At 53.7% G+C, this 24,746-nt stretch carries 19 protein-coding genes and 1 other annotated feature; of the genes, 18 read left to right on the plus strand and 1 reads right to left on the minus strand.

Annotation, left to right across the window (positions count from 1 at the left end; genetic code table 11):
* The 4 genes from PAT3040_RS03355 to PAT3040_RS03370 form a co-directional block, all read left to right on the plus strand.
* The coding region (locus tag PAT3040_RS03355; RefSeq protein WP_108991520.1) for an ABC transporter substrate-binding protein at positions 1–724 on the plus strand (724 nt) is incomplete at its 5' end.
* Between the two features lie 230 nt (positions 725–954).
* Entirely contained in the window at positions 955–1,452 is a 498-nt protein-coding gene (locus PAT3040_RS03360) for a DivIVA domain-containing protein (protein ID WP_087567704.1), read from the plus strand.
* A 113-nt stretch (positions 1,453–1,565) separates the two neighbouring features.
* Positions 1,566–1,869, plus strand: a binding site (T-box leader).
* A gap of 58 nt (positions 1,870–1,927) precedes the next feature.
* The gene (gene ileS / locus PAT3040_RS03365) at positions 1,928–5,020 is read left to right on the plus strand and encodes an isoleucine--tRNA ligase (protein WP_108991521.1); all 3,093 of its coding nucleotides are present in this window, start codon (positions 1,928–1,930) and stop codon (positions 5,018–5,020) included.
* An 87-nt stretch (positions 5,021–5,107) separates the two neighbouring features.
* Positions 5,108–5,521, plus strand: a complete 414-nt coding sequence (locus PAT3040_RS03370; protein WP_307719150.1) for a DUF5665 domain-containing protein — start codon at positions 5,108–5,110, stop codon at positions 5,519–5,521.
* Between the two features lie 350 nt (positions 5,522–5,871).
* Here PAT3040_RS03370 and PAT3040_RS03375 read toward each other — a convergent pair whose 3' ends face one another.
* On the minus strand, positions 5,872–6,600 hold the full coding sequence (locus tag PAT3040_RS03375; protein WP_087567860.1) for a TraR/DksA C4-type zinc finger protein: 729 nt from the start codon (positions 6,598–6,600) through the stop codon (positions 5,872–5,874).
* A gap of 229 nt (positions 6,601–6,829) precedes the next feature.
* On the opposite strand from PAT3040_RS03375, the gene lspA reads away from it, so the two are divergent.
* From lspA to PAT3040_RS03445, 14 genes are all read left to right on the plus strand, one after another.
* Positions 6,830–7,357, plus strand: a complete 528-nt coding sequence (gene lspA, locus PAT3040_RS03380; protein WP_108991522.1) for a signal peptidase II — start codon at positions 6,830–6,832, stop codon at positions 7,355–7,357.
* Positions 7,335–8,291: an RluA family pseudouridine synthase gene (locus tag PAT3040_RS03385; protein ID WP_108991523.1), complete on the plus strand. Its 957-nt coding sequence runs from the start codon at positions 7,335–7,337 to the stop codon at positions 8,289–8,291. Before lspA ends, PAT3040_RS03385 begins: the two co-directional genes overlap by 23 nt.
* Before the next feature lie 96 nt (positions 8,292–8,387).
* Positions 8,388–9,629, plus strand: a complete 1,242-nt coding sequence (locus PAT3040_RS03390; protein WP_258234809.1) for an LL-diaminopimelate aminotransferase — start codon at positions 8,388–8,390, stop codon at positions 9,627–9,629.
* 435 nt (positions 9,630–10,064) lie between these two features.
* A complete protein-coding gene (gene pyrR / locus PAT3040_RS03395; RefSeq protein ID WP_087567708.1) occupies positions 10,065–10,637 on the plus strand; it encodes a bifunctional pyr operon transcriptional regulator/uracil phosphoribosyltransferase PyrR in 573 nt (190 codons plus the stop codon).
* A gap of 5 nt (positions 10,638–10,642) precedes the next feature.
* Entirely contained in the window at positions 10,643–11,545 is a 903-nt protein-coding gene (locus PAT3040_RS03400) for an aspartate carbamoyltransferase catalytic subunit (protein ID WP_108991524.1), read from the plus strand.
* Positions 11,546–11,640: 95 nt separating this feature from the next.
* The gene (pyrC, locus tag PAT3040_RS03405; protein ID WP_108991525.1) at positions 11,641–12,927 is read left to right on the plus strand and encodes a dihydroorotase; all 1,287 of its coding nucleotides are present in this window, start codon (positions 11,641–11,643) and stop codon (positions 12,925–12,927) included.
* A 220-nt stretch (positions 12,928–13,147) separates the two neighbouring features.
* Positions 13,148–14,293, plus strand: a complete 1,146-nt coding sequence (locus PAT3040_RS03410) for a carbamoyl phosphate synthase small subunit (RefSeq protein ID WP_108991526.1) — start codon at positions 13,148–13,150, stop codon at positions 14,291–14,293.
* Positions 14,280–17,507 carry a carbamoyl-phosphate synthase large subunit gene (carB, locus tag PAT3040_RS03415; protein WP_108991527.1) on the plus strand — a complete coding sequence of 1,076 codons (3,228 nt, stop codon included), beginning with the start codon at positions 14,280–14,282 and terminating at the stop codon, positions 17,505–17,507. Before PAT3040_RS03410 ends, carB begins: the two co-directional genes overlap by 14 nt.
* A 23-nt stretch (positions 17,508–17,530) precedes the next feature.
* Complete coding sequence (gene pyrF, locus PAT3040_RS03420; protein ID WP_087567713.1) at positions 17,531–18,265, plus strand: orotidine-5'-phosphate decarboxylase; 735 nt, start codon at positions 17,531–17,533, stop codon at positions 18,263–18,265.
* On the plus strand, positions 18,258–18,905 hold the full coding sequence (gene pyrE, locus PAT3040_RS03425; RefSeq protein WP_108991528.1) for an orotate phosphoribosyltransferase: 648 nt from the start codon (positions 18,258–18,260) through the stop codon (positions 18,903–18,905). The genes pyrF and pyrE overlap by 8 nt, the downstream gene beginning before the upstream one ends.
* A 170-nt stretch (positions 18,906–19,075) precedes the next feature.
* On the plus strand, positions 19,076–20,806 hold the full coding sequence (locus PAT3040_RS03430; RefSeq protein WP_108991529.1) for a methyl-accepting chemotaxis protein: 1,731 nt from the start codon (positions 19,076–19,078) through the stop codon (positions 20,804–20,806).
* Between the two features lie 297 nt (positions 20,807–21,103).
* Positions 21,104–21,856, plus strand: a complete 753-nt coding sequence (locus tag PAT3040_RS03435; protein WP_108991586.1) for an ABC transporter ATP-binding protein — start codon at positions 21,104–21,106, stop codon at positions 21,854–21,856.
* Complete coding sequence (locus tag PAT3040_RS03440) at positions 21,822–22,889, plus strand: efflux RND transporter periplasmic adaptor subunit (RefSeq protein WP_108991530.1); 1,068 nt, start codon at positions 21,822–21,824, stop codon at positions 22,887–22,889. The genes PAT3040_RS03435 and PAT3040_RS03440 overlap by 35 nt, the downstream gene beginning before the upstream one ends.
* Positions 22,890–22,892: 3 nt before the next feature.
* Positions 22,893–24,746: FtsX-like permease family protein (locus tag PAT3040_RS03445; RefSeq protein WP_146200351.1), on the plus strand; the 1,854-nt coding region annotated here is incomplete at its 3' end.

Consider the following 24,746-nt stretch of genomic DNA (forward strand, 5'->3'; position numbering starts at 1 on the left):
CGGAGACAACGGCTTTAAGATTGTGTACACACAAGCGGAGATGGAAGGCGTGGAGCGCATCGGAGACCCGCCTAACCCGGAGACGGTCACGTTGCTCGCTCCGGATCTCGTCATCGCGCCTACCGTGTTCCTGGAAATCTATCCGGAACAAATGGAACAGATCGGCAAGATCGCCCCGATCTTCTATATCACCTTCGAGCAGGATCCCATCTACGATATTTTCGCGAAGATCGCGGATCTGGTAGGCAAGACGGAGGAAGCGAAGAAGTGGATCCAAGAATACGAAGCCGAGGCGGCAGCCGCCCGAGACAAGCTGCAGTCTTCCATCGGCGACGAGACCGTGACGATCTTCCGCGTGGAGAAGGGCAGACTACGCATCTACCTGAACCGGAACTTCGCGGGATATATGCTCAGAAGCGGTCTGCAGGCGAAAGCGCCGGAGGCGGTGGCCGCCGAGATCGAAGGAAATATATTCGCTTCGGCCAAGGAAATTTCGCTGGAGCTGCTGCCGGAATACGCGGGCGACCACATCTTCCTGATCGTGCGCGACGAAGGCGACGACAAGGCGGCTTTCGAGGAAATCGAGAAGTCCGGACTATGGAGCAATCTGGACGCCGTCAAAAACGGCAACGTCCATCGGCTCGAGACGGACAAGTATTACGGTTCCGATATCGTGACCATTCGGGAGACGATGAAGGAAGCGCTGGGCATGCTGGCGCCATAGCGAAACGGGAAGGCTCCTTCGACAATCGGGGGAGCCTTCGTTATATTAGGAAGGAAGCCGCTTACGCTGGGAAGAATTGTCGAAATCATGGCTTTCGTATACAAATAGTTTTATGCGGCAGCAGGAAAAAGGGATAACGTTGTCGAATCCTACTCTTCAACAGGCTGGCGTATTGCGAACGGAGAATCCGTCGTCCGCCACGTAATAACTTCATACGAGGGGGTGCTCCAATGCCGTTATCGCCATTGGACATACATAATAAGGAATTTTCCCGCAGATTACGCGGATACGATGAAGACGAAGTGAATGAATTCCTTGATCAGGTCATTAAGGATTATGAATCCCTGATTCGCGAGAACAAGGAAATTCAGAACCAAATGCTTTCGCTGCAAGAGAGGCTGAACCACTTCTCCAATATCGAAGAAACCCTCAGCAAAACGATTATCGTCGCGCAGGAAGCGGCCGACGAGGTGCGCAACAATGCAAAGAAGGAAGCTCAGCTGATCATTAAGGAAGCCGAGAAGAATGCCGATCGCATCGTCAACGATTCGCTCAACAAGTCCCGCAAGGTCGCCCTGGAAGTGGAAGAACTGAAGAAGCAGGCGTCGATCTACCGCGCGCGGTTCCGCACGCTTGTGGAAGCGCAGCTAGAGCTGCTGTCGCAGGACGGCTGGGAGACGCTGGATTCGTCCAGCCGCGATTCGGAGCGCGAATTGTTGAGGGGTTAGGGGCTGGCTGGAGACAGCTTCGATGTTTGCATGAGAAATCTTGCGACAATATCGTTTGACATTCGTTCGAGAATTCGTTATAACTTAACTATTAAAGGCAACATAAGATGAATGTAACTTCATTGACGAGAACAAGTACGTATCGGAATCATTCCACAGAGAGCCGGCGATTGCTGCAAGCCCGGCGTATGAGCCGTTACCGAATATCCTCTCCGAGAAGCGCCGCCTAACCTGCGAGAAGTGCAGCATTAAGCGTCGACGGCCAGTCCTCCGTTACAGGGACCGCGAATCGAAGTCGGGTTCGCAGACAAGGTGTCGCAGCCGCTGATCGTCGTCGGGATGATCGGAGAGTTCCTATGGTGGAGCTGTACAGGCTGCGGAACAAGGGTGGTATCGCGAGCAAACCTCGTCCCTTTACAGGGGCGGGGTTTATTTTATTTTTTGCCGACATATCAATTGAAGGAGCTGTTGAGTGATGCAACGCGTAGACGTTAAGGAACGCGCGCGCAGCCGCGAGCTGCGGGTACTGGCGCAATGGAAAGAAGAGGACACGTTCAGGAAATCGATCGAGAACAGGGCAGGCAAGCCGAATTTCGTCTTTTACGAGGGACCGCCGACAGCCAACGGAGCGCCGCATATCGGCCACGTCCTCGGACGGGTTATCAAGGACTTTATTTGCCGCTACAAGACGATGTCCGGATACCGTGTCGTGCGCAAAGCGGGTTGGGATACGCATGGCTTGCCTGTAGAGCTTGGCGTCGAGAAACAGCTTGGCATCTCCGGCAAGCAGGAAATCGAAAATTACGGCGTAGAAGCTTTTGTGAAAAAGTGCAAGGACAGCGTGTTCGAGTACGAGAAGCAATGGCGCGAATTGACGGAAGGCATCGCCTACTGGACGGATCTGGATAATCCATATATTACGCTGAAGAACGAATATATCGAGAGCGTGTGGCATATCTTGTCCACGATTCACAAAAAAGGGCTGCTGTACCGCGGCCATCGGGTAAGCCCGTATTGCCCTTGCTGTCAGACGACGCTGAGCTCGCATGAAGTCGCGCAAGGCTACGAGGACGTAAAGGATCTTAGCGCGACCGCGAAATTCAAGCTGCAGGATTCCGGCGAATTCATCCTGGCTTGGACGACGACGCCTTGGACTCTCCCGGCGAACGTAGCGCTTGCCGTAAACGCCGAGCTTGATTATGTTCGCGCGTCGAAGGACGGCGAGGTTTACATTGTGGCAGCCGCATTGGCGGAATCCGTCCTGAAGGAGAATTTCGAAATCCTGTCCACCGTGAAAGGCGCGGAACTGGTCGGCCGTTCTTACGAGCCGCCGTTCCGATACGTGCCCATCGAGAAAGGCCATATCGTTATTGCCGGCGACTTCGTCAGCGACACCAGCGGTACGGGCATTGTCCATATCGCGCCCGCGCACGGCGAAGACGACTACAAAGTCGCCCGCGCGAGCGGCATCAGCATGCTGAGCGTCGTAAACAATGCCGGACGCTACGTAGACGAGGTAACGGATCTTGCGGGACGTTTCGTCAAGGATTGCGATGTCGACATCGTGAAGATGCTTAGCGAGAAGGGGCTGCTCTACTCCAAGGAGCGTTATGAGCACAGCTATCCGTTCTGCTGGCGATGCAAATCGCCGCTTCTGTATTATGCAACGGAGAGCTGGTTCATCGAGACGACGGCGGTCAAGGATCAGCTCATCGCGAACAACAGCAAGGTGGACTGGTACCCGGGCCATATCCGCGAAGGCCGTTTCGGCAAGTTTCTGGAGGATCTGGTCGATTGGAACATCAGCCGCAACCGTTACTGGGGCACGCCGCTTAACGTTTGGGTTTGCGAGGAGACAGGACAGCAGTATGCGCCGGACAGCATCGCGGATTTACGTGCCCGTGCGGTGGGTGAAGTGCCTGAGGATATTGAGCTTCATAAGCCTTATGTAGACGACATTCTGCTGAAGTCGCCGTTCGCGGAAGGCGCCGTTATGCGTCGTACGCCGGAAGTAATCGACGTCTGGTTCGACAGCGGCTCCATGCCGTTCGCCCAGCAGCATCATCCGTTCGGAGATGAAGCGACGTTCGAGGAGCAATATCCCGCGGACATCATTTGCGAAGGCATCGACCAGACTCGCGGCTGGTTCTTCAGCCTGTTGGCCGTATCCACGCTCTATAATGGCAAGGCGCCGTACAAGGCGGTTATCTCGACGGGACATATCCTGGACGAGAACGGACAGAAGATGTCCAAATCAAAGGGCAACGTTATCGATCCATGGGAGATCATCAACGAGTACGGGACGGACGCATTCCGTTGGGCGCTTCTGGCCGACAGCGCTCCTTGGAACAGCAAACGATTCTCGCGCGGCATTGTAGGCGAGGCGAAGTCCAAAGTTATAGACACGATCGTAAATACGCACGCGTTCTACGCCTTGTACGCAACAATTGACGGCTTTGATCCTGCGCAGCACAAATCAGGTAGATCGGACAACAAGCTCGACCGCTGGATTACGTCGAGGATGAACAGCCTGATTGCTCAAGTTTCCAAAGGCTTGGATAGCAACGACTTCCTGAATCCGGCCAAAGCGATCGAGAACTTCGTGGATGAGCTCAGCAACTGGTACATCCGCCGTTCGCGCGATCGGTTCTGGGGCAGCGGCCTCTCTGCCGATAAGATAGCTGCATATACGACGCTGCGCGACGTGCTGATGACGTTATCTCGTCTGATCGCCCCATACGCTCCGCTTCTCGCGGACGACGTGTACCGCAATCTCGGCGGCGAAGACAGCGTCCATCTGGCCGAGTTCCCGTCTGCGGATGAATCGCTGATCGATGCCGCGCTGGAACGGGATATGGACAGCGCGAAACAAATTGTCGAGCTTGCGCGGAATGTGCGGAACGAAACATCCATCAAGACGCGCCAGCCGTTATCCGAGTTGATCGTATCGCTGGATCGCGACTTCGCGATTGCCGAATACGAGGAAATCATCAAGGACGAAATCAACGTCAAGGCCATCACCGTTCAAACCTCGGACAGCGGCTTTGTTGATTTCACTTTGAAGCTTAATCTCAAGGTTGCCGGCAAGAAATACGGCAAATACGTAGGCCCTATCCAGGCATCCCTGAAAGCCATGACGCCAGAGGATACACGCGCCGTTGTTAACGGAGGAGGCTACTCCTTCTCGACCGACGACGGGGAGTCGCTGGAAATCTCCATCGATGAGCTGCTTGTGGAGAAACAAGCGAAGTCGGGCTTCGCATCGGCATCGGACAGCGGCGTGACCGTCGCGCTAAATACCGATATTACGCCGGAGCTGGAGCAAGAGGGATGGGTCCGCGAGGTGATTCGCGCCGTTCAGGACACGCGGAAGAAGCTGGATCTGCCCATCGAGAAACGCATCGACCTTGTGCTGGACGCCGAGCCGACGCTTCAAGAGGCGCTTCGGACGTTCGAGAACGTGTTGAACGAAAACGTATTGCTTCAATCCCTATCCTTCGGGGTAGCGGAAAGCATGGACCGAGTTTCCCTTGGCGATAAGGAAATTGGCATTTTCATCAAGGGTTAAGGTTATAGTATAAGAGTGAGAAGCCCGCTTGCCGCCATGCCGGCGGAGCGGGCTTTCCTTGTTCTGTAACGGAGGTGTAATGTTGCGATGCGAATGAAACGGGATAACTCGAAGTGGACGGACGACAAAGAAGCGAGGAAAGAGTCGAAGCAAGCAAAACACGATACCCAGTCTGCCGTGCACGAGCCTAAGGACCTCTCCGTGCTTCAAAGATCGCTAGAAGCCGTCGAGAAGAGGCTGGAGAACGTGGCCACCAATATGGAACGTACCCATATTGCGGATTACGTCGATATGCTCAACAAGCCCTTAAAGCTAATCTGGCGCAATCTGCTTGCCGGAACGGCAAGAGGCATCGGTATCGCAATTGGCTTTACTTTCTTTGCTGCCACGATTTTGTATGTGCTTCGAATTCTCGGTGCGCTCAACCTGCCCATCATCGGCGATTATATTGCGGATATCGTGAAGATCGTACAGATTCAGCTTGAGGGCAAACAATATTAGAGGTTGTTCAAAAAGTCCGCTTCCCATTACGAAGTATTTCTAGAAGCTTACTCGACGTCGAATATTTCCTGATACCCACGAAAGTGAAGGGAAGCTTCGATGCTAATTCCGATTACTTTCGCGGGGCCCGATGTTTGCCGAACCTAGACGGATGCTTACGAAGTATGTTTCCTCCGGAAACATTGCCGGTGCTCACGTAGCTTCCACTACGCTCCGCTCCTCAGGTTCTAGCTTCATCCAATCTTCTACAGCGTTTTTGAAAAAACGCAGCATCGGAAGCATACGCTATTGTACTGAGAACCGAATTTTTTGAACTCGCACTATTAATGAAGCGTACTTACGAATAAGAGTTAATTCTCATCGAATTGATCATCGTATTGCAAGTCGGAATCGCCTTCGTTGCTATGCATGTACCGGTCGTATTCCCGATTGCGCACGATCGAGACGTGACGGCCGGTAATGTCTGTTGCCACAAAGCTTTCGAGCGGCTCCACGAAGCCGTCGTTCTCGTCCGCTTCTATGCCTACGTGGTCGTAATCGGCGACGTCCCGGTTCTCCGACATGGCAGGCGAATCCGCATTGCCGAAGCGCTCTACGATCTGCCAGGCATCCTCGCCATCGAAGCCGTTATATTCATGTTCGTCGAGGCTGCTTCTGCCGAACGGAGGCTTTAGAAATATTTCCTCGACGGGACGATTATCGCTCACGATGTTTCGCGGTGCATGATCGATGCAGTAGAGGGTGTCAGGTGCGGCATCGAGACGCTCGAACGGTATATCCTTGCCGCATGCGACGCAAGTTCCGTAGCTGCCCTTGTCCATGGCGTCGAGGGCAGCTTCGATTCGTCTAAGGTGCAACTCCTCTTGCTCCAGAAGCGCAATGTCCTTTTCGCGTTCATACAGCTCGGATGCGACATCTCCGGGATGATTGTCGATAGGCGAGAGCTCGCCTGTAGAATCGCGCAAAGCTTCGGACAGTCCATCATGTTCGTTCTGCTCTAACCGTGATTCGATATCGGCTTGGTCATCCGTTAATCTGCTTCTGAGCAGGTCGCGTTGCGATTTCGATAATGAGTTCATGGAATGGGGCACCATCCTTTGTTGATCAATCTTCGTCTTGTCCTGCGTAGTTTCTGCCGAATGGCCGGATTTCAGTATGGACATGCATGGAAGCCTGGTTATTGCGCATCGTACCCGCATGATGCCCGCCTCGCTGCGTTGGCTCCGTACCCGTTCCTGTGCTACACTATGTGGAGCGGTCGTATGTGCCGGAATACATAGCCATCTCAAACTTTATAGGAGTGATCCCATGCGTGTTTTCTTGTATTATCTGCTAGCTGTATTCGTGTTCGTGCTCGACTTTATTACCAAAAAAATCGTAGCGACCCGAATGGAACTGTACGACGAGATCAGCGTGATCGGCAATTTCTTTCTGATCACTTCGCACCGGAACAGAGGCGCCGCATTTGGCATTCTGCAGGAGCAGCGAACGTTCTTCATCATTATTACGACCGTTATTTTAATCGGGCTGATTACTTATATTCAGCTCATGCGCAAATCCGGCAAGCCGATTCTGCTGACGGGCCTCGCGCTTGTGCTGGGCGGCGCAGTCGGCAATTTCATCGATCGCGTTCGCTTCGGCGAGGTTGTCGACTTTTTCAAGTTCAACTTTGGCAGCTATACGTTCCCGATCTTCAATATTGCGGATTCCGGCATCGTGATCGGCGTCGGATTGATTTTGCTGGATACGCTGCTCGTCGCCAGGGATGAGAAAAGAAAACAAAACCAAGCGCAAAACAAGGAGCCCGAACAACATGAGCAGCAACCTGTCTCTTGATCGCGAGGACGATCTGGAATGGCGGATACGGCCTGAAGCGGCTGGAGAACGCGCGGACAAATTTATAGTGGATCAACTGGCCGAGCTTGGACAAGCCGGCTTGTCGCGCACGCAAGTGCAGGAATGGATCAGAGAAGGCGCGGCTACGGTAAACGGACGTTCGATCAAAGCGAATTACAAGCTGAGCGAAGGAGATACCGTCGTCCTGGTCGTTCCCGAAGCGCAAGAAGCGGATATTATGCCTGAAAATATCCCCCTCGACATCGTGTATGAAGACAGTGATCTCATCGTCATCAATAAACCGCGAGGGATGGTCGTCCATCCCGCTCCCGGACATTCGTCCGGGACGGTTGTCAACGCGTTAATGTATCATTGCAAAGACTTGAGCGGAATCAACGGTTTGCTAAGGCCGGGTATCGTGCATCGGATCGATAAGGATACGACGGGCTTGTTGATGGCCGCCAAAAATGATCTTGCGCATGTTTCGCTGGCAGAGCAGCTCAAAGAGCATAGCGTCACGCGCAAATACATCGCGCTCGTGCATGGAAAACTGCCGCATGACCAAGGAACCGTGGACGCCCCGATCGGCAGGGATGCTGCCGATCGCAAGCTGTTTACCGTCACGGATCGCAACAGCAAGACGGCCGTCACTCATTTCGTCGTGCTGGAGCGAATCGGCGAAGACTATTCGTTGTTGGAGCTCCAGCTCGAGACTGGACGCACGCATCAAATCCGCGTCCATATGAAGTATATCGGCCATCCGCTGGCAGGAGATCCAGTCTACGGGCGCAATAAGACGGTTCCGCTGAACGGACAGGCCCTGCATGCGGCAGTGCTTGGTTTCACGCATCCGCGTACGGGAAAGAGGCTGCATTTTGAGGCCGCTTTGCCAAGCGATATGGAACAAATTCTGGTTAATCTGCGTCACCGCTAACAAGTGCAAACTTTTGCTCACATTCTGCATGATCCTTGACGTCCAAGTACGATATCCTATATTCAATCGGATAAAAATCGAAACAAGGACAGGTGAATGCAAGTGACATCCATTAATCAGAACTATTTGGAGCTGCAAGGCAGCTATTTATTTTCCGAAATCGCAAAACGCCGTACGAAATTTATGCAAGAGAATCCCCAAGCCGAGATTATTAGTCTGGGTATCGGAGACGTAACGCGCGGCTTGCCGGAAGCTGTCCTTAAAGCTATGCACGGAGCGGTAGACGAGCTGGCGCAGCCGGTATCGTTTCGAGGTTATGGCCCCGAGCAAGGCTACGACTTTTTGGTCAATGCGATCATCGAAAACGACTACAGGACCCGTGGCGTGGAAATCGCATCGAATGAAGTATTCGTGTCAGACGGCTCCAAGTGCGACGTAGGCAATATCCAGGAGATCTTTAGCGCGGACAGCATTGTAGCGGTTCAGGATCCTGTATACCCGGTTTATGTAGATACAAACGTTATGGCAGGACGCTCCGGAAAGTACAACGGGGAGACGAAACGCTACGATAATATCGTCTACCTGGCGTGCACGGCGGAGAACGACTTCAAGCCGCTTCTGCCGGACCGCAAAGTGGATCTGATCTACCTATGCTATCCTAACAATCCGACTGGCATGACGCTGACGAAGGACGAGTTGAAGGTTTGGGTAGACTATGCTCGCGAAAACAATTGCCTTATTCTGTTTGACTCCGCGTACGAAGCTTTCATCCAGGAGGATGACGTTCCGCATAGCATCTACGAAGTGGAAGGCGCCAAGGAAGTCGCGATCGAATTCCGCAGCTTCTCCAAGACAGCCGGCTTTACTGGCGTACGCTGCGCTTACACGGTAGTGCCGCGCGGGCTCAAAGGCCTTGACGCTGCCGGCAACTCCGTCGTGATCAACGACCTGTGGAATCGTCGCCATACAACGAAATTCAATGGCGTCTCCTACGTGACGCAACGCGGCGCCGAAGCGATCTATTCCCCGGAGGGCAAGGCACAAATCTCCGAGCTGATAGACTATTACATGACGAACGCGGGCATTATCCGCGACGGTCTCGCTTCCATCGGACTGGAAGTGTTCGGCGGCGTAAACGCTCCTTACATTTGGCTAAAGACGCCGCAAGGCATGGATTCCTGGAGCTTCTTCGACAAACTTTTGTCCGAAGCCAATATCGTCGGTACTCCGGGCGTAGGCTTCGGTCAAAGCGGTCAAGGCTACTTCCGCCTGACGGCATTCGGCAGCCGCGAGAACACGGTTAAGGCGGTCGAACGGATCCGCAAGCTGAGCTTGTAAGGCAGTTTGATCGAACATGAACGTATTGCCAACGCTACCCTTGAATAGGCTGCTGGTTTGGACGAACACTAACCACGACTTCTGTAACCAACGGTTTTCATTCGACAACATCGGCTATGATGGCATTGACTATTGACATTGCTTGTCGAACGTGGGATAATTCCAATGATACTAAGCAGAACCTTTAACTCAGTCCCGAGAGGCTGGCAAGGTAGCGTGAATATTGGTCATTAATGGACGGAATTGGACAATCCACCCGCATTCGTGTTTTTGAAATCATGATGCGACGAGTGGGCTCCGATTTTTTCCCGACTGGTCACAGACTCCTTGCGGACATCTTCGCATGGAGTCTTTTTGTATGACCGACGTCGGGACGCGCTAAATGTTGGACGACAAGGAATCATCGGATGAGGCGAGGCAGAAAGGAGCGCGGACATGGCAGAAGAAGAACATCTGGTCATTATGGACGATACGGCGATACGCCGTGCGCTTACGCGGATCGCTCATGAAATCGTCGAGAAGAACAAGGGCATTGACGATTGCGTAATCGTCGGCATTCGGACTCGCGGCGTTTACATTGCAAATCGGGTAGCCGAACGCATCGGCGAGATCGAAGGCAAGCCGGTACCGGTACGGGAACTGGATATTACGCAATATCGGGACGATCGCCAAGACGAATCGGTTGCGACGGCCAAGATGGAATCGGCTGCTGCACTCGGCGAGATTGACGGAATCCCATTCCGGACGAAGGACAAACGGATCATTCTGTTCGACGACGTATTATATACCGGACGTACGATAAGGGCTGCCATGGACGCGCTGATGGATTGCGGGAGACCGCGCAGCATTCAACTTGCCGTGCTCGTGGACCGCGGCCATCGCGAACTTCCCATCCGGCCGGACTTTGTCGGCAAAAACGTGCCAACCTCCAAACAAGAACAAATCCAAGTATCGCTTCAGGAGATCGACTTGAAGGATCAAGTGACCATCATTCATCATAGGGGGTAAGCGGCATGACGGTAACGCAACTGAAGGAGCGCAGCATGCTCGGTCTGAAAGAGCTCGACAAGGCGGAAATTGAAGGTATTTTGGATCGGGCGGCACACTGGGAGAACCATCCATCCAAAGTGCACTCGCATATGGCTGGAAAATTCGCTGCAAACATGTTCTTCGAGAACAGCACGCGGACACGCTTTTCGTTTGAAGTCGCGGAGAAAAGGCTTGGAGCGGAAGTAATCAACTTCTCCGCTGCTGCTTCCAGCGTGCAGAAGGGCGAGTCGATTTACGATACGGTGCGCACTCTTGAATCCATGGGCATAGACGTCGGCATTATCCGGCTAAAGCCGATCGGCGTTCTCGCGGAACTGGCCGAGAAGATCAAGGTGCCGCTCATTAACGCCGGCGACGGCAATAATGAACATCCGACACAGGCGCTGCTGGATATGTACACGATTCGCAAACATTTTGGCAGCAGCCTGCAAGGGCTAAACGTATCCATTATCGGGGACATACTGCATAGCCGAGTAGCGCGTTCCAACTTGTACGGACTTCGCAAGATGGGAGCGAACGTCAGCTTCTGCGCCCCGGACAATATGAGAGCGATGGAACTGGATGCACCATATATTCCGATAGAAGAAGCGATTCAAGCCGATGTCGTCATGATGCTGCGCGTACAGCTGGAGCGTCATGAGAGCGGCATGCTGAACTCGGCGGAATCCTATCGCGAACAGTTCGGGATGACGGCGGAACGTGCTTCGCGAATGAATTCGCATGCCATCATCATGCATCCGGCGCCAGTAAATCGGAACGTGGAGATCGACGACGAGCTGGTGGAGCATCCGCAATCGAGAATTTTCCCGCAGATGGAAAACGGGGTTCCGGTAAGAATGGCGGTTGTGGAGCGGGCGCTAAGTTAGACAATCAGCTGGTCAGCTGTCCAGCTTCATTATAAGAGCCTCTTTTAAGGCGGGCGAGACAGAATCGGACTTTTGGGTCGAATGGAGATGTCAACATGTCATTATGGATTAAGAACGGCAATGTCTGGAACGAGGGGACAAAACGTCTCGAGAGCAAACATATCCGTATCGAGGACGGCATCATAGCCGAGCTTCTCGATAGCGGAGCGGATGTCGACACAGGATCGGCAGATGCTGTGGATGCAGGAGGCAAGCTGGTGTCGGCAGGCTTTATCGACATGCACGTACACTTGCGGGATCCGGGCTTCGAACATAAGGAAGACATCATTACAGGCACGCGCTCCGCAGCCAAAGGCGGATTTACAACAATCGCCTGCATGCCGAACACGCGCCCGGTCATCGATAAGCCGGAGACGGTCAAATATGTGGTCGACAAAGCGAAAAATGCCGGTATCGTAAAGGTGCTGCCTTATGCGGCCATCACTAAGAACGAACTGGGCCGAGAGCTGACCGACTTCGCCGCTCTTAAGGAAGCAGGCGCGATCGGTTTCACGGACGACGGCGTAGGCGTACAAAATGCGCAGATGATGAAAGACGCGATGGCGCTGGCTCGATCGCTCGACATGCCGGTCATCGCACACTGCGAGGATGATACGCTTGTGGAGGGCGCTTGGGCATCGGAAGGCGAATTCTCCCGCAAGCACGGCATCAAAGGGATCCCGAACGAATCGGAAGCCATCCATGTAGGCCGCGACGCTCTGCTGGCCGAAGCTACCGGCGTTCATTACCATGTCTGCCATGTCAGCACGGAGCAGTCGGTCAGACTTATCCGTCTGGCCAAGTCGGTCGGTACAAAAATTACCGCAGAAGTTTGCCCGCATCACCTGATCTTGTCGGATGAGAATATCCCGGGGCTCGATGACGCTAACTGGAAGATGAACCCGCCTCTTCGCACGCCGCGCGATGTTCAAGCCGTAATCGAGGGTCTGGAGGACGGCACGATCGACATGATCGTCACCGACCATGCGCCGCACAGCGCAGAGGAGAAGGCTCGCGGAGTTGATCTTGCGCCATTTGGGATCGTTGGCTTCGAGACGGCATTCCCGCTACTCTACACGAAGTTCGTCGAGACCGGCCGCTGGAGTCTCGGATTCCTGCTGGAGAAAATGACGAAGGACCCTGCACGCGTGTTCCGGTTAAACACGGGAAGGCTGGAGGTTGGGGCGCCTGCCGACATCACGATCGTCGATCTGGAGAGCGAAAGAACGGTAGATCCGGCAGATACGCTGTCCAAGAGCAGCAATACGCCTTTCGGCGGATGGCAGCTCAAGGGTTGGCCGGTAACGACAATCGTGAATGGAAACATTGTTTGGTCGGAATAACTTTGGAAATAGATTTTTAATCGAGTTCAAAAAGTTCGGTTTTCAGCACCGAGAAGATTGGATGAAGGTAGAAACTGAGGAGCAGAGCTTAGCAGAGCTAAGTGAGCACCGGAAGTTTCGCCTGAATTCAATATTCGATGTCGAGTAGGCTTCTTGGGATACTTCGTGATGGGAAGCGGACTTTTTGAACAACCTTACTAACAGCTGAGGAGTGAGACGGATGCAAGCAAGATTATTGTTGGAAGACGGAACGTTGTTCACCGGTCTGTCCTTCGGTGCGGAAACGCAAATGACGGGCGAGGTCGTTTTTAATACAGGTATCACAGGTTATCAAGAGGTGCTCTCCGATCCATCCTATTGCGGACAGATCGTTACGATGACCTATCCATTGATCGGCAACTACGGCATTACGCGCGATGACTTCGAAGCGCTGCGCCCTCACATTCACGGCTTCGTCGTTCGCCGCCATGAGCCTGTTCCGAGCAACTGGCGCGCGCAATATTCGCTGGGGCAACTGCTGAAGGAGTACGGCATCCCAGGCATCAGCGATATCGATACGCGCATGCTGACTCGCAAGCTACGTCATTTCGGTACGATGAGAGGATTGATCACGACTGGCAACGAAAAAGTGGAAGAACTGGCCGAACGCCTGAACGCATCTCAACTGCTGAGAGATCAGGTAGCACGCACATCCACCAAAAATGTTTTCTCCAGTCCTGGCAACCGCGAGCGCATCGTATTGGTCGACTTTGGCGCCAAAAGCGGCATCCTGCGCGAATTGACGCAACGCGGCTGCGACGTAGTCGTAGTTCCGCATGACACGACGGCAGAACAGATTCGCCGCTTGGCACCTGACGGCATTCAGCTGTCCAACGGCCCTGGGGACCCGAAAGACGTACCGCATGCCGTGAAGATGATTTCCGAGTTGATCGGCGAATTCCCGATCTTCGGCATCTGCCTTGGTCATCAGCTGTTCGCGCTGGCTTGCGGAGCAGATACGGGCAAGCTGAAATTCGGTCATCGCGGCGGCAACCATCCTGTCAAGGAGCTGGCTACAAACCGCTGCTACATTACATCGCAGAACCATGGCTATACGGTGCTTGACCATACGGTTCACGGCACGCAGCTGACAGTGACGCACATCAACAACAATGACAAAACAATCGAAGGCTTGAAGCATAACGTACACCCTGCCTTCTCCGTTCAATATCATCCGGAGGCAGCGCCTGGTCCGTTCGATTCCAGCTACCTGTTCGACGAATTCCTTGAGATGATCCGCGAGCACAAAAAAAACAACCCGCAAAAACCTCGTCAAGCCGTCTTGTCGGAGACGTTGAAAGGAGAGCTTGAGTATGCCCAGAAATAATGAATTGAAAAAAATTCTCGTGATCGGCTCCGGGCCGATCGTGATCGGACAAGCGGCGGAGTTCGACTATGCCGGTACGCAAGCTTGCCAGGCACTAAAAGAAGAAGGCTACGAGGTTGTGCTTATTAACAGCAACCCGGCTACGATCATGACCGATACGAACATGGCGGATAAGGTTTATATCGAACCGATCACGCTGGAGTTCGTCTCCCAGATCATTCGCCAGGAACGTCCTGACGGCTTGCTGCCGACGCTTGGAGGTCAAACCGGCCTTAACATGGCCGTAGAGCTGGCGCGTGCAGGCGTGTTGGAGCGCGAGAACGTTAAGCTTCTCGGCACGCAGCTAATCGCCATCGAGAAAGCGGAAGACCGCGACTTGTTCCGCGAACTGATGCGCGAGCTGGAGCAGCCCGTGCCTGAGAGCGAAATCGTTACGACGGTTGAAGCCGCCGTCGACTTCGCGAACTCCATCGGTTACCCGATCATCGTTCGACCTGCTTACACGCTTGGCGGTACTGGCGGCGGCATCTGCGCGAACGAAGAAGAGCTTCGCGAAATCGTGGCTTCCGGCATTCGCTACAGCCCGATCAGCCAGTGTCTCATCGAGAAGTCGATAGCCGGCATGAAGGAAGTCGAATACGAAGTGATGCGCGACGCGAACGACAACTGCATCGTCGTCTGCAACATGGAGAACTTCGACCCGGTCGGCGTGCACACGGGCGACAGCATCGTAGTTGCGCCTTCGCAGACGTTGTCCGACCGCGAGTACCAGATGCTTCGTTCCGCGTCGCTTAAAATCATCCGCGCGCTCAATATCGAAGGCGGCTGCAACGTGCAATTCGCGCTGGATCCGCACAGCTATCAATACTACGTCATCGAAGTGAACCCGCGTGTAAGCCGTTCATCCGCGCTGGCTTCCAAAGCGACAGGATATCCGATCGCGAAGATGGCCGCGAAGATCGCGGTAGGCTACACGTTGGATGAGCTGGTTAACCCGGTTACGGGTCAAACTTACGCATGCTTCGAGCCGACGCTCGACTATATCGTATCGAAGATTCCGCGTTGGCCGTTCGACAAGTTCGTTAGCGCCAACCGCAAGCTCGGAACGCAGATGAAAGCTACCGGCGAAGTTATGGCCATCGGCCGCACCTTCGAAGAATCCATCCATAAAGCTGTTCGTTCACTGGAGATCGGCGCTCACCGTCTGCATCTCAAGGAAGCGGGTGCTCTGGAAGAGTCGGTACTGCGCAATCGCCTGGAGAAGCCGGATGATGAGCGCATGTTCCTCGTAGCGGAAGCATTCCGCCGCGGTTTCTCCCTGCAAGAGATTCAGGACATCACGAAAATCGACTGGTGGTTCCTTGACAAAATCGAGTCCATCGTCGCTTTCGAAGACCGTCTGCGCAAGGAAGCAACGCTGTCGGCAGGTTCTTTGTACGAAGCGAAGCGCAAAGGGTTCTCCGACCGCTCCATCGCGGAAATCCGCAAGGAAGGATTCCCGAACGGCAGCCATACAACAGAGGCGGAGGTTCGCGCATTCCGTTTGCAGAATGGACTAAAGCCGGTCTACAAGATGGTTGATACGTGCGCGGCCGAGTTCGAAGCGACTACACCGTACTACTACTCCACGTACGAGGTGGAGAACGAAGTGACGGAGACGACTAAACAAAAGGTTCTCGTGCTCGGCTCCGGCCCAATCCGGATCGGTCAAGGCATCGAGTTCGACTACTCGACCGTTCACGCGGTGTGGGCGATCCAGAACGCGGGGTACGAAGCTGTTATTATCAATAACAACCCGGAGACGGTGTCGACGGACTTCAGCACTTCCGACCGCCTCTACTTCGAACCGCTTTTCTTCGAGGACGTTATGAACGTCATCGAACAAGAGAATCCGATCGGCGTAATCGTGCAATTCGGCGGCCAAACCGCAATCAACCTTGCTGCGCCTCTGGTTAAAGCAGGCGTACGTATTTTGGGCTCCAGCCTGGAGAGCATCGACGCGGCGGAAGACCGCAAGAAGTTCGAAGCGCTGCTTCGCAAGCTGAACATCGCGCAACCGGAAGGCAGCACGGTAACATCGGTCGAAGAAGCGGTTGTAACGGCACAGAAGCTTGGATATCCGGTGCTTGTACGTCCATCGTACGTTCTGGGCGGACGGGCTATGGAGATCGTATACTCCGATGAGGAACTGCTGAGCTACATGGAAGTAGCCGTGAAGATCAATCCGGAGCATCCGGTCCTGATCGACCGCTACATGATGGGCAAGGAAGCGGAAGTCGACGCGATCTGCGACGGAGAGACGGTTCTGATCCCGGGCATTATGGAGCATGTCGAGCGCGCAGGCGTTCACTCCGGCGACTCCATTGCGGTCTACCCGCCGCAATCGCTATCGGATGACATCAAGCAGCAGATCGTTGAAATTACAATCAAGATTGCGAAAGAACTCGAGGTCATCGGTCTCGTTAACATCCAATACGTTATTCACAATGAGAAAGTGTATGTGATCGAGGTTAACCCGCGTTCGTCCCGTACGGTTCCGTTCCTGAGCAAAGTGACGAACTTGCCGATGGCGAACCTGGCGACCAAAGCGATTCTCGGCACAACGCTTGCTTCTCAAGGCTATGTGGACGGTCTGTGGCCGGAAGACGAATACGTCTCCGTCAAGGTGCCGGTCTTCTCCTTCGCCAAGCTGCGCCGCGTCGACCCGACGCTGACTCCGGAGATGAAGTCGACGGGCGAAGTAATGGGACGCGACGTGCAGTATGCGAAAGCACTGTACAAGGGTCTCATCGGCGCAGGCATGAAAATTCCGACATCCGGAACCATCATCGCTACCGTGGCCGACAAGGACAAAGAAGAAGCGGTGGAGCTGCTTCGAGGCTTCAACCAAATCGGTTATAAAATTATGGCAACCGGCGGTACGGCGGATGCGTTGGAAGCGGCAGGCTTGTATGTGCAACGCGTGAACAAGCTGAGCGAAGGTTCGCCGAACATTCTGGACATGGTCCGCGAAGGCAAAGCGCAATTCGTCGTCAATACGCTGACGAAAGGCAAGGCGCCTGAGCGCGACGGCTTCCGCATACGCCGCGAAGCAGTCGAGAACGGAGTCGTTTGCATGACATCGCTTGATACGGTCCGTGCGCTTCTCCGCATGATGGAGACGATCAACTTCTCGTCCCATGCCATGCCTGTGCTGAGCAAATCCGGCAAATAACAAGTAAATAGGGGGAATCGCAGATGAAGCTGACAAGCGAACAGGCCGCGAAACGCATCATGGTGGCTCTGGATTATCCGGACGCCGCGGCGGCCGAACGACTGATCGAGGAGCTGAAGGGCATTCCCTGTTATATGAAGGTGGGTTTGCAGCTGTTTTATGCTGCAGGCCCATCCTTTGTGGAGAGCCTTAAGAAACGCGGATATTACGTCTTCCTGGATGTCAAAATGCACGATATACCGAATACCGTCAAAGGCGGAGCGAGCAGCGTAACGAAGCTGGGCATCGATATGTTTAATGTCCATGCAGGCGGCGGCACAGCCATGATGGAGGCTGCGATGGAAGGCGTTCAAGCGGCGCTCCCTAACGGCAGTACCGCGCCAGCGGTCATCGCGGTGACGCAGCTTACGAGCACGAGCGTCTCTGTTATGAACGAACAGATCGGCATACCCGGCCCAGTGGAAGAGTCGGTCATTCGTTATGCAAAGTTGGCAAGAACGGCAGGTCTGCAAGGCGTCGTCGCTTCACCGTCCGAGGTCGTCGCGATCAAGTCCGTTTGCGGCGGTAATTTCGTCACGGTAACGCCTGGCATTCGTCCTGCCGGTTCTGATGTCGGAGACCAATCCCGCATCATGACACCGGGCGAGGCGTTACGCCAAGGAACGGATTACATGGTTATCGGAAGACCGATAACGGCGTCGCCGGAGCCGCGCGCCGCGATTGAATCTATCATCGAGGAGCTGATTGCAGTTGACTAAGCTGACATTATCGAATTTGCCCCAAGAGATCGCGAAGAGCCTGCTGAAGATTGGAGCCGTTGCTCTTCGTCCGAACGAACCGTTTACATGGACATCGGGTCTCAAATCGCCGATCTATTGCGATAACCGCTTGACGATGGGTTATCCCGAGATTCGCGATATGATCGCAGAGGGATTCGCGACGATCATACGCGAGCGTTATCAAGATGCTGCGATCATTGCGGGCACGTCGACAGCGGGCATTCCGCATGCCGCTTGGGTGTCGCAGAAGCTGAACCTGCCTATGGCATACATTCGCGATAAGGCGAAGGGACATGGCAAACAGAATCAGATCGAAGGCCGCATCGCCGAAGGTCAGAAGGTTATCGTCATCGAAGACCTGATCTCGACGGGCGGCAGCTCGCTGAAGGCGGCTCAAGCCGTTCGTGAGGCGGGCGGCGAAGTGCTTGCTGTACTCGCGATCTTCACGTATCAATTTAATTCCGCCGCAAAGTCATTCGAAGATGATGGATTCCAGCTTGAGACGCTGTCGAACTACTCGGCGCTTATACAAGAAGCGGCGCAGCAAGGGCTCGTGGCAGAAGCTGATGTAGCGACGCTTCAAGCATGGCGCCAAAATCCTCAATCGTTCGGGAAGTAACGATATTCTCTGCCGTACTTGAAGCACCCGAAATAAAGAACGTTCCGGTTGAGAGCCGGAACGTTTTTTTTCGACAAATAAAATTTAAAAAGTTTAGGGTTGCTGTTACATATTGCCTTCGTTTTATCCGATAAATAAGTATCGGTAATAAGACGAGGAGAGAGACGAATATGAAAATTTCAGTTGGTTTAAAATTGGTTATTTTGGCAGCTGTTCCTTTGTTTTTTTATACGATGACCGGACTTATGCTTTTGGGAGAGCAACGGAAAGTATTCGACGATATGAAGTCGTCCATACACGAAACCTCCAATCAGGTTAGCAGGCTCATGCTTAATGCAGACCGCGATCTCTATCAAGCCAACAATGCTTATCTTCTGATCGAATCGGGCGCGTTGGACGCGGCCTCGCTAAAAACGATGAATGAAGAGATGATTGCGAACAAGGATCAAGCAATCGAGAGAGTCGCTTCCGCGAAGACGTTGATGGAATCCGCTGGATTGCTCCAACTGGACAAAGGAGAATCCGCTGCGAAAGTCGGCGACATTTTGAATTCGTTTGATGACAACTATAACGCATGGTTTTCGGCGGCTTCTGCGGCAGCAAATGACGGCAAACCGCTTGCCGTAAATCCGGAAGTCGACTCCTTGTTCCAGACCGCCCGCACCGGCGTAGACGAAGTCGTGAAGAACATTGAAGCCTTTGCGGACGAGAAGATGGAGGAGATCGAATCAAACCTGGACTCCTCGCAGCTCTTTACGTTTATCGCTGTCATCGTCGTTACTTTGCTGCTTCTCGTTATGCTGATCCTGATTACGCGCGCGATGACCTCTACGATCAGAAAAGTACTCGAAAAGACCAACCTGGTGAGCCAAGGAGATCTGACATCGCCGCGCGCCGCCAAGTATGGCAAAGACGAGCTTGGACGGATCCTCCATTCCGTGGACGACATGATCGAGAGGATGCATGGATTGATCTCGGGCGTCGTCAAGAACGCCTCCGAAGTTAAAAGTTCCTCCACGCGCTTATCGATCGCTGCATCGGAGTCCGCGGCGGCATCGGAGCATGTGGCGGGACAAATCGCGGAAGTAACGCAAAATTCCGAGATGCAGGCACGGGGCGCTGCAGAGACTTCTCGCGCCATCGAAGAGATGACGGTTGGCATCGGCCGCATCGCGGAAAATACGTCGACTATGGCGGATCACTCCGCTTCCACTTCGATAGAAGCAGACGAAGGCCGTGAAGCGCTGAATCGTTTGGAAGAACGAATGCAAGGCATGGTTGATGTCATTCATCGCCTCTCCGGCATTATTGAAACGCTCGAGAAGCGTTCCGGACAGATCGGCTCCATCGCGGAAAACATTACGACTTTCTCGAACCAAACGAACATTCTGTCGCTTAACGCATCTATCGAAGCTGCTCGCGCCGGCGAACATGGCAAAGGCTTTGCAGTCGTTGCCGGCGAGATTCGCAAGCTTGCCGCAAGCTCTCTCGCATCTGCGGAAGGCATTAACGATCTCGTAACGGAAACAAGAGGGGAGATCGCCAACGCTTCGGACGTTATGCGTCAAACGCTTGCAGAGGTGGAAGATGGCAATAATCGCGTCGCTCAGCTGAACCTCCGCTTAAATGCAATTAGTGCCGCAGTCAACAAGATGACGGAGCAGCTGCAGGAAAGCTCGGCGATAACGGAGCAGATGTCCGCGAGCTCCGAGCAGGTAAGCGCGTCTTCGGAACAATCGGCGGCTACGGCTGCCGCAAGTCTGGAGAAAACGGAAAACGTAGCGGCTGCTACGGAAGAGCAGCTGGCGCTGACGGACAATATTGCAGACGCATCCCGCACGCTGGATAATATCGTGGATCAACTGGGAGCGGCCGTTGGCCAATTTAAAGTGAAGGCATGAGAAATCCTTTATCGAAGCCTTTCAGAGATGAGCGACCGCGTTTAGTAGTGGGATTTATCGCCAAATAGTATTTCGGTTTTCGAATGTTCGAAAATTAATAAATTCTATTGTGGTAGAATGGTCATCATGCTGTTCCGTTATTCCCTGCGGAGCAGCCTTCTTTTTGCTAACGAAAAAAGTTAGGGATAAATGCCCAAGATGCGTAACTTTTTCTTGGTCAATTCCGTCTATGATGTAAGATTAGAAATATGAAGATAGAGAATGCGGGAGGGGTATGCCGGTACGGAACAGCAAACGATGAAACAAGAGATGATCGAGCAAACTCCGAACAGCAGTGTTGACTCTGCCCAAGATAAGCAGGGCGGAGATAGCGCAACTGGCGGACCATTGCTGTTAGTTAACCAATTGGAACGAATGTTCCAGGTTGGCAGCAGTACGCTGCATGTCCTCAAGGGCATTCAGATGTCCGTTATGCCCAATCAGCTTGTAATGCTGAAGGGTCGTTCTGGCTCGGGCAAAACGACGCTGCTCAACTGCCTTGGAGGATTGGATACGCCGAGCAAGGGAGAAATCTTATTTAATGGCCTTCCTTTCAGCCGAATGAGCGACGACGAGCGAACCCATGTAAGGCGCAGGCAGATGGGCTTTATTTTCCAGGCGTTCGCGTTAATGCCCTTGCTTTCTGCCTGGGAGAACGTTGAGCTCTCGCTTCGCATGGCGGGAACGCCAAGGTCGGAATGGAAGAGTCGAGTTGAGCAGTGCCTTGAGCTGGTCGGCCTGGAGAAGCGGATGCATCATCGTCCATTCGAGCTTTCCGGCGGCGAGCAGCAACGCGTAGCTATCGCGAAGGCCATCGCTCACAAGCCGCTCTTGCTGCTCGCAGACGAGCCGACTGCAGAGCTGGATACGGGAATGTCCGCACAAATCATGTCGGTTTTCCAAAATATCATCACAACAGAAAACGTCTCAATTTGCATGACTACACATGATCCTACGATTTTGGAGGTTGCCGACCATGTCTATGAAATGGTGGACGGGAAGTTTATCTAAACAGTCCATAATAGCCGCGCTGAGCGTATCGCTGGTGTTCGCAGGGGGATGCTCGCTATTGCCTGACGAGAAAGCGGAGGAGGTGCTGCCGGAGATCGTTCCGCCTCAAATTTCGAAGAAGCCCGAATACGAGGTAACGACAAAGACGCTGGAGACGAAGGTCCAGGTCATCGGCAAAGTGATTTCCACCCAGGAAGAAACGTTATATTTTACGCTCGAAAATAAACACTTGAAAGAGCTCTACGTCAAAACGGGCGATACCGTGCAAGCGGGAGACCTCATTGGAGAGCTTGATGTCGAGGATTTAAAGAAGACGCTCCGCAATGAGAGACTGGCGTTCAAACGCGAAGAGAATGCCATGAAGGAAACGCTCCGGATGCGCGACGAGATGGAGCCGCTGGAGTTCGAGGAAAAACAAATCGCCTTCGAGGAGAAACGCCAGAAGCTCGTTGACATGGAGGAAGAGATCGCAAAAGCGACCATCGTGGCTCCTTATTCGGGGACAATCGTATCGGTAAGCGCGCAAAAGGGCGATGTCATCAAAGCCTACGCCCCGATCGCGATCGTAGCGGATACTGCCCTTATGACGCCGGCGGCCAAGCTGACGAAAACGGAGCTCGAAAAGATTGCTCCGGGAATGGAAGCCGTCGTAACGATCAGCAGTGTCGGCAACTTCAAGGGAACGGTTAAGCAGATGCCGGTTAAAACGACGGAAGGCAATAACGGCAACAATCCGCCTCAAGGGGAAAACAAGCCGGAGCGTCCCGAGGATTTTATGATTGTTGACCTCCCGGAATTACCGAAAGACATTGCGCGCGGTACGCCGATCTCCATTAATATCATTACGAAACGGACGGAAAATGCAGTCGTTATTCCGCCTTCGACTCTCCGTAACATCGGTTCGCGCACTTATGTTCAAGTTATCGATAATGAAGGCAAACGCGAGGTGGACGTCGAGGTCGGCCAGCAGACTGCAACGGATATCGAAATCTTGCAGGGGCTGAAGCCGGGGCAGAAAGTCGTAGGTCGATAAAACATGGGTATTCCGCTGTTTCGATTCATATTCCGCAAGATGTGGAATACAAGATGGCTGACGTTAAGCACGCTTGCGGGACTTACGATGGCGGTCGCGTTCGCGACAAGCATTCCGATGTATGCGGACGGAGCGCTTAAGCGCGTCGTTGCCCAGTCGCTGCAGGAAAAGAGCACCGGCATGCCGGCAGGCTCGCTGCTCATGCGTTTTCAATCCACCCCTGGCGAGAAGACGGACCTGACGGCATTGGCAGAGCTGGAGCGATACATTAAAGAAGAGGTTCCGCAAAGCATTGGTTTTACATATGACACGTACCAGAAAACGTATTCTATCCGCAGCTCCGATGTTGTACCGGAGGATCCCAGCAAGGTCGATGCGGGCCGCAACAGGCAATTGTCTCTAATGACAATGTCAGGCCTAGCCGAACATGGCGAGATCGCGCAGGGCAAGTGGTTCGACGAAGGAGCAGGCGACGGAGAAATCATCGAAGCCGTCATGATGGAGGAGGCGATGTACCGCAACGACATCCATATTGGCGATATATTCGAATACCCGGTATACGGCGGACTTAATCTGACGTTACGGGTTAAGGTCGTCGGCGCCTTTAATCCAGTCGACGCCGCTAACCCTTACTGGTATCAAGGTCTGGAAGGGCTGCTTGGCTCGCTGCAGGTCAGCGAAGCCGTCTTCCAGAAGGTGCTGCTCGAGAAGTTTGGCATACCGCTGCATAACGGCGGCTGGTATTATGCATTCGATCTGTCCGAGGTTAAGACGAGTCAATTGTCTCCTCTTGGCAGAACGCTGGAGCGGCTTAACATCGAGCTCTACCAGCGCATGAAAGATACGCGTGTGGAAATTTCGTTCGCGTCCACATTGACGGAATTCCGCAAGCAAAGCTTGCAGCTTCAGACATTGCTGTTCACGCTTGCCGCGCCGATGATTGCGATGGTATTCTACTTCATCGCGATGAATGCGCGCCAATCGTTGGATAAACAGCGCAGCGACATCGCTGTGTTGCGAAGCCGAGGTGCAGGAACGCGGCAGATCATATGGATTTATCTGCTGGAGGGCCTGATGCTAGGTGCTGTTGCTTTGGCTACGGGACCTTTTATCGGCTGGTTCATGGCAAAAAGCATCGGCTCTGCTAACGGTTTCCTGTCGTTCGTCAACCGGGCATCGATTCCGGTCGGCTTTTCGACGGAAGCCATCATCGCAGGTTGCGCGGCGGTATTGCTGGCTATTTTAGCCACAGTAATCCCGGCCGTCATCTACGCGCGTTCCTCCATCGTGAGCTACAAGCAGGAGCTCGCGCGCTCTGACCGCAAGCCGGTTTGGCAGCGTTGGTTCCTTGACGTGCTGCTGCTCGGGGCGGCTGGTTATGGATGGTATATGTTTAATGAACGTCAAATGCTGACGTTCCAGACGGGCATGACGACGGATCAGCTTAATGTGCAGCCGTTTCTGTTCTTCGTGCCGGCGTTAGCGATATTCGCGTTAGGTTTGTTTTTCCTGAGGCTGTTCCCATGGCTGCTTAAGTTGTTCAATTGGCTCGGACGCAAGTTCCTTCCCGTGCCGTTGTACTTGACGCTGACGCAGCTGTCGAGATCGTCCAAAGGGTATTACCCGTTAATGATTTTACTCGTGCTGACACTCGGTCTTGGCGTATACAATGCGTCTGCCGCGCGCACGATCGATCTCAACTCGACCGAACGCACCTTATATAAATACGGATCGGATGTCATTATTCAGACCGTATGGGACGGAACTCCTGTAGTAACGCCTCCAAGCGGCGGCAATGGCGGGAACGGCGGCGGCAATGGCGGTAACGGAGGTAACGGAGGAGGTTCCGGCGGCGGC

Source organism: Paenibacillus agaridevorans (assembly GCF_003112455.1).
Taxonomy (GTDB): domain Bacteria; phylum Bacillota; class Bacilli; order Paenibacillales; family Paenibacillaceae; genus Pristimantibacillus; species Pristimantibacillus agaridevorans.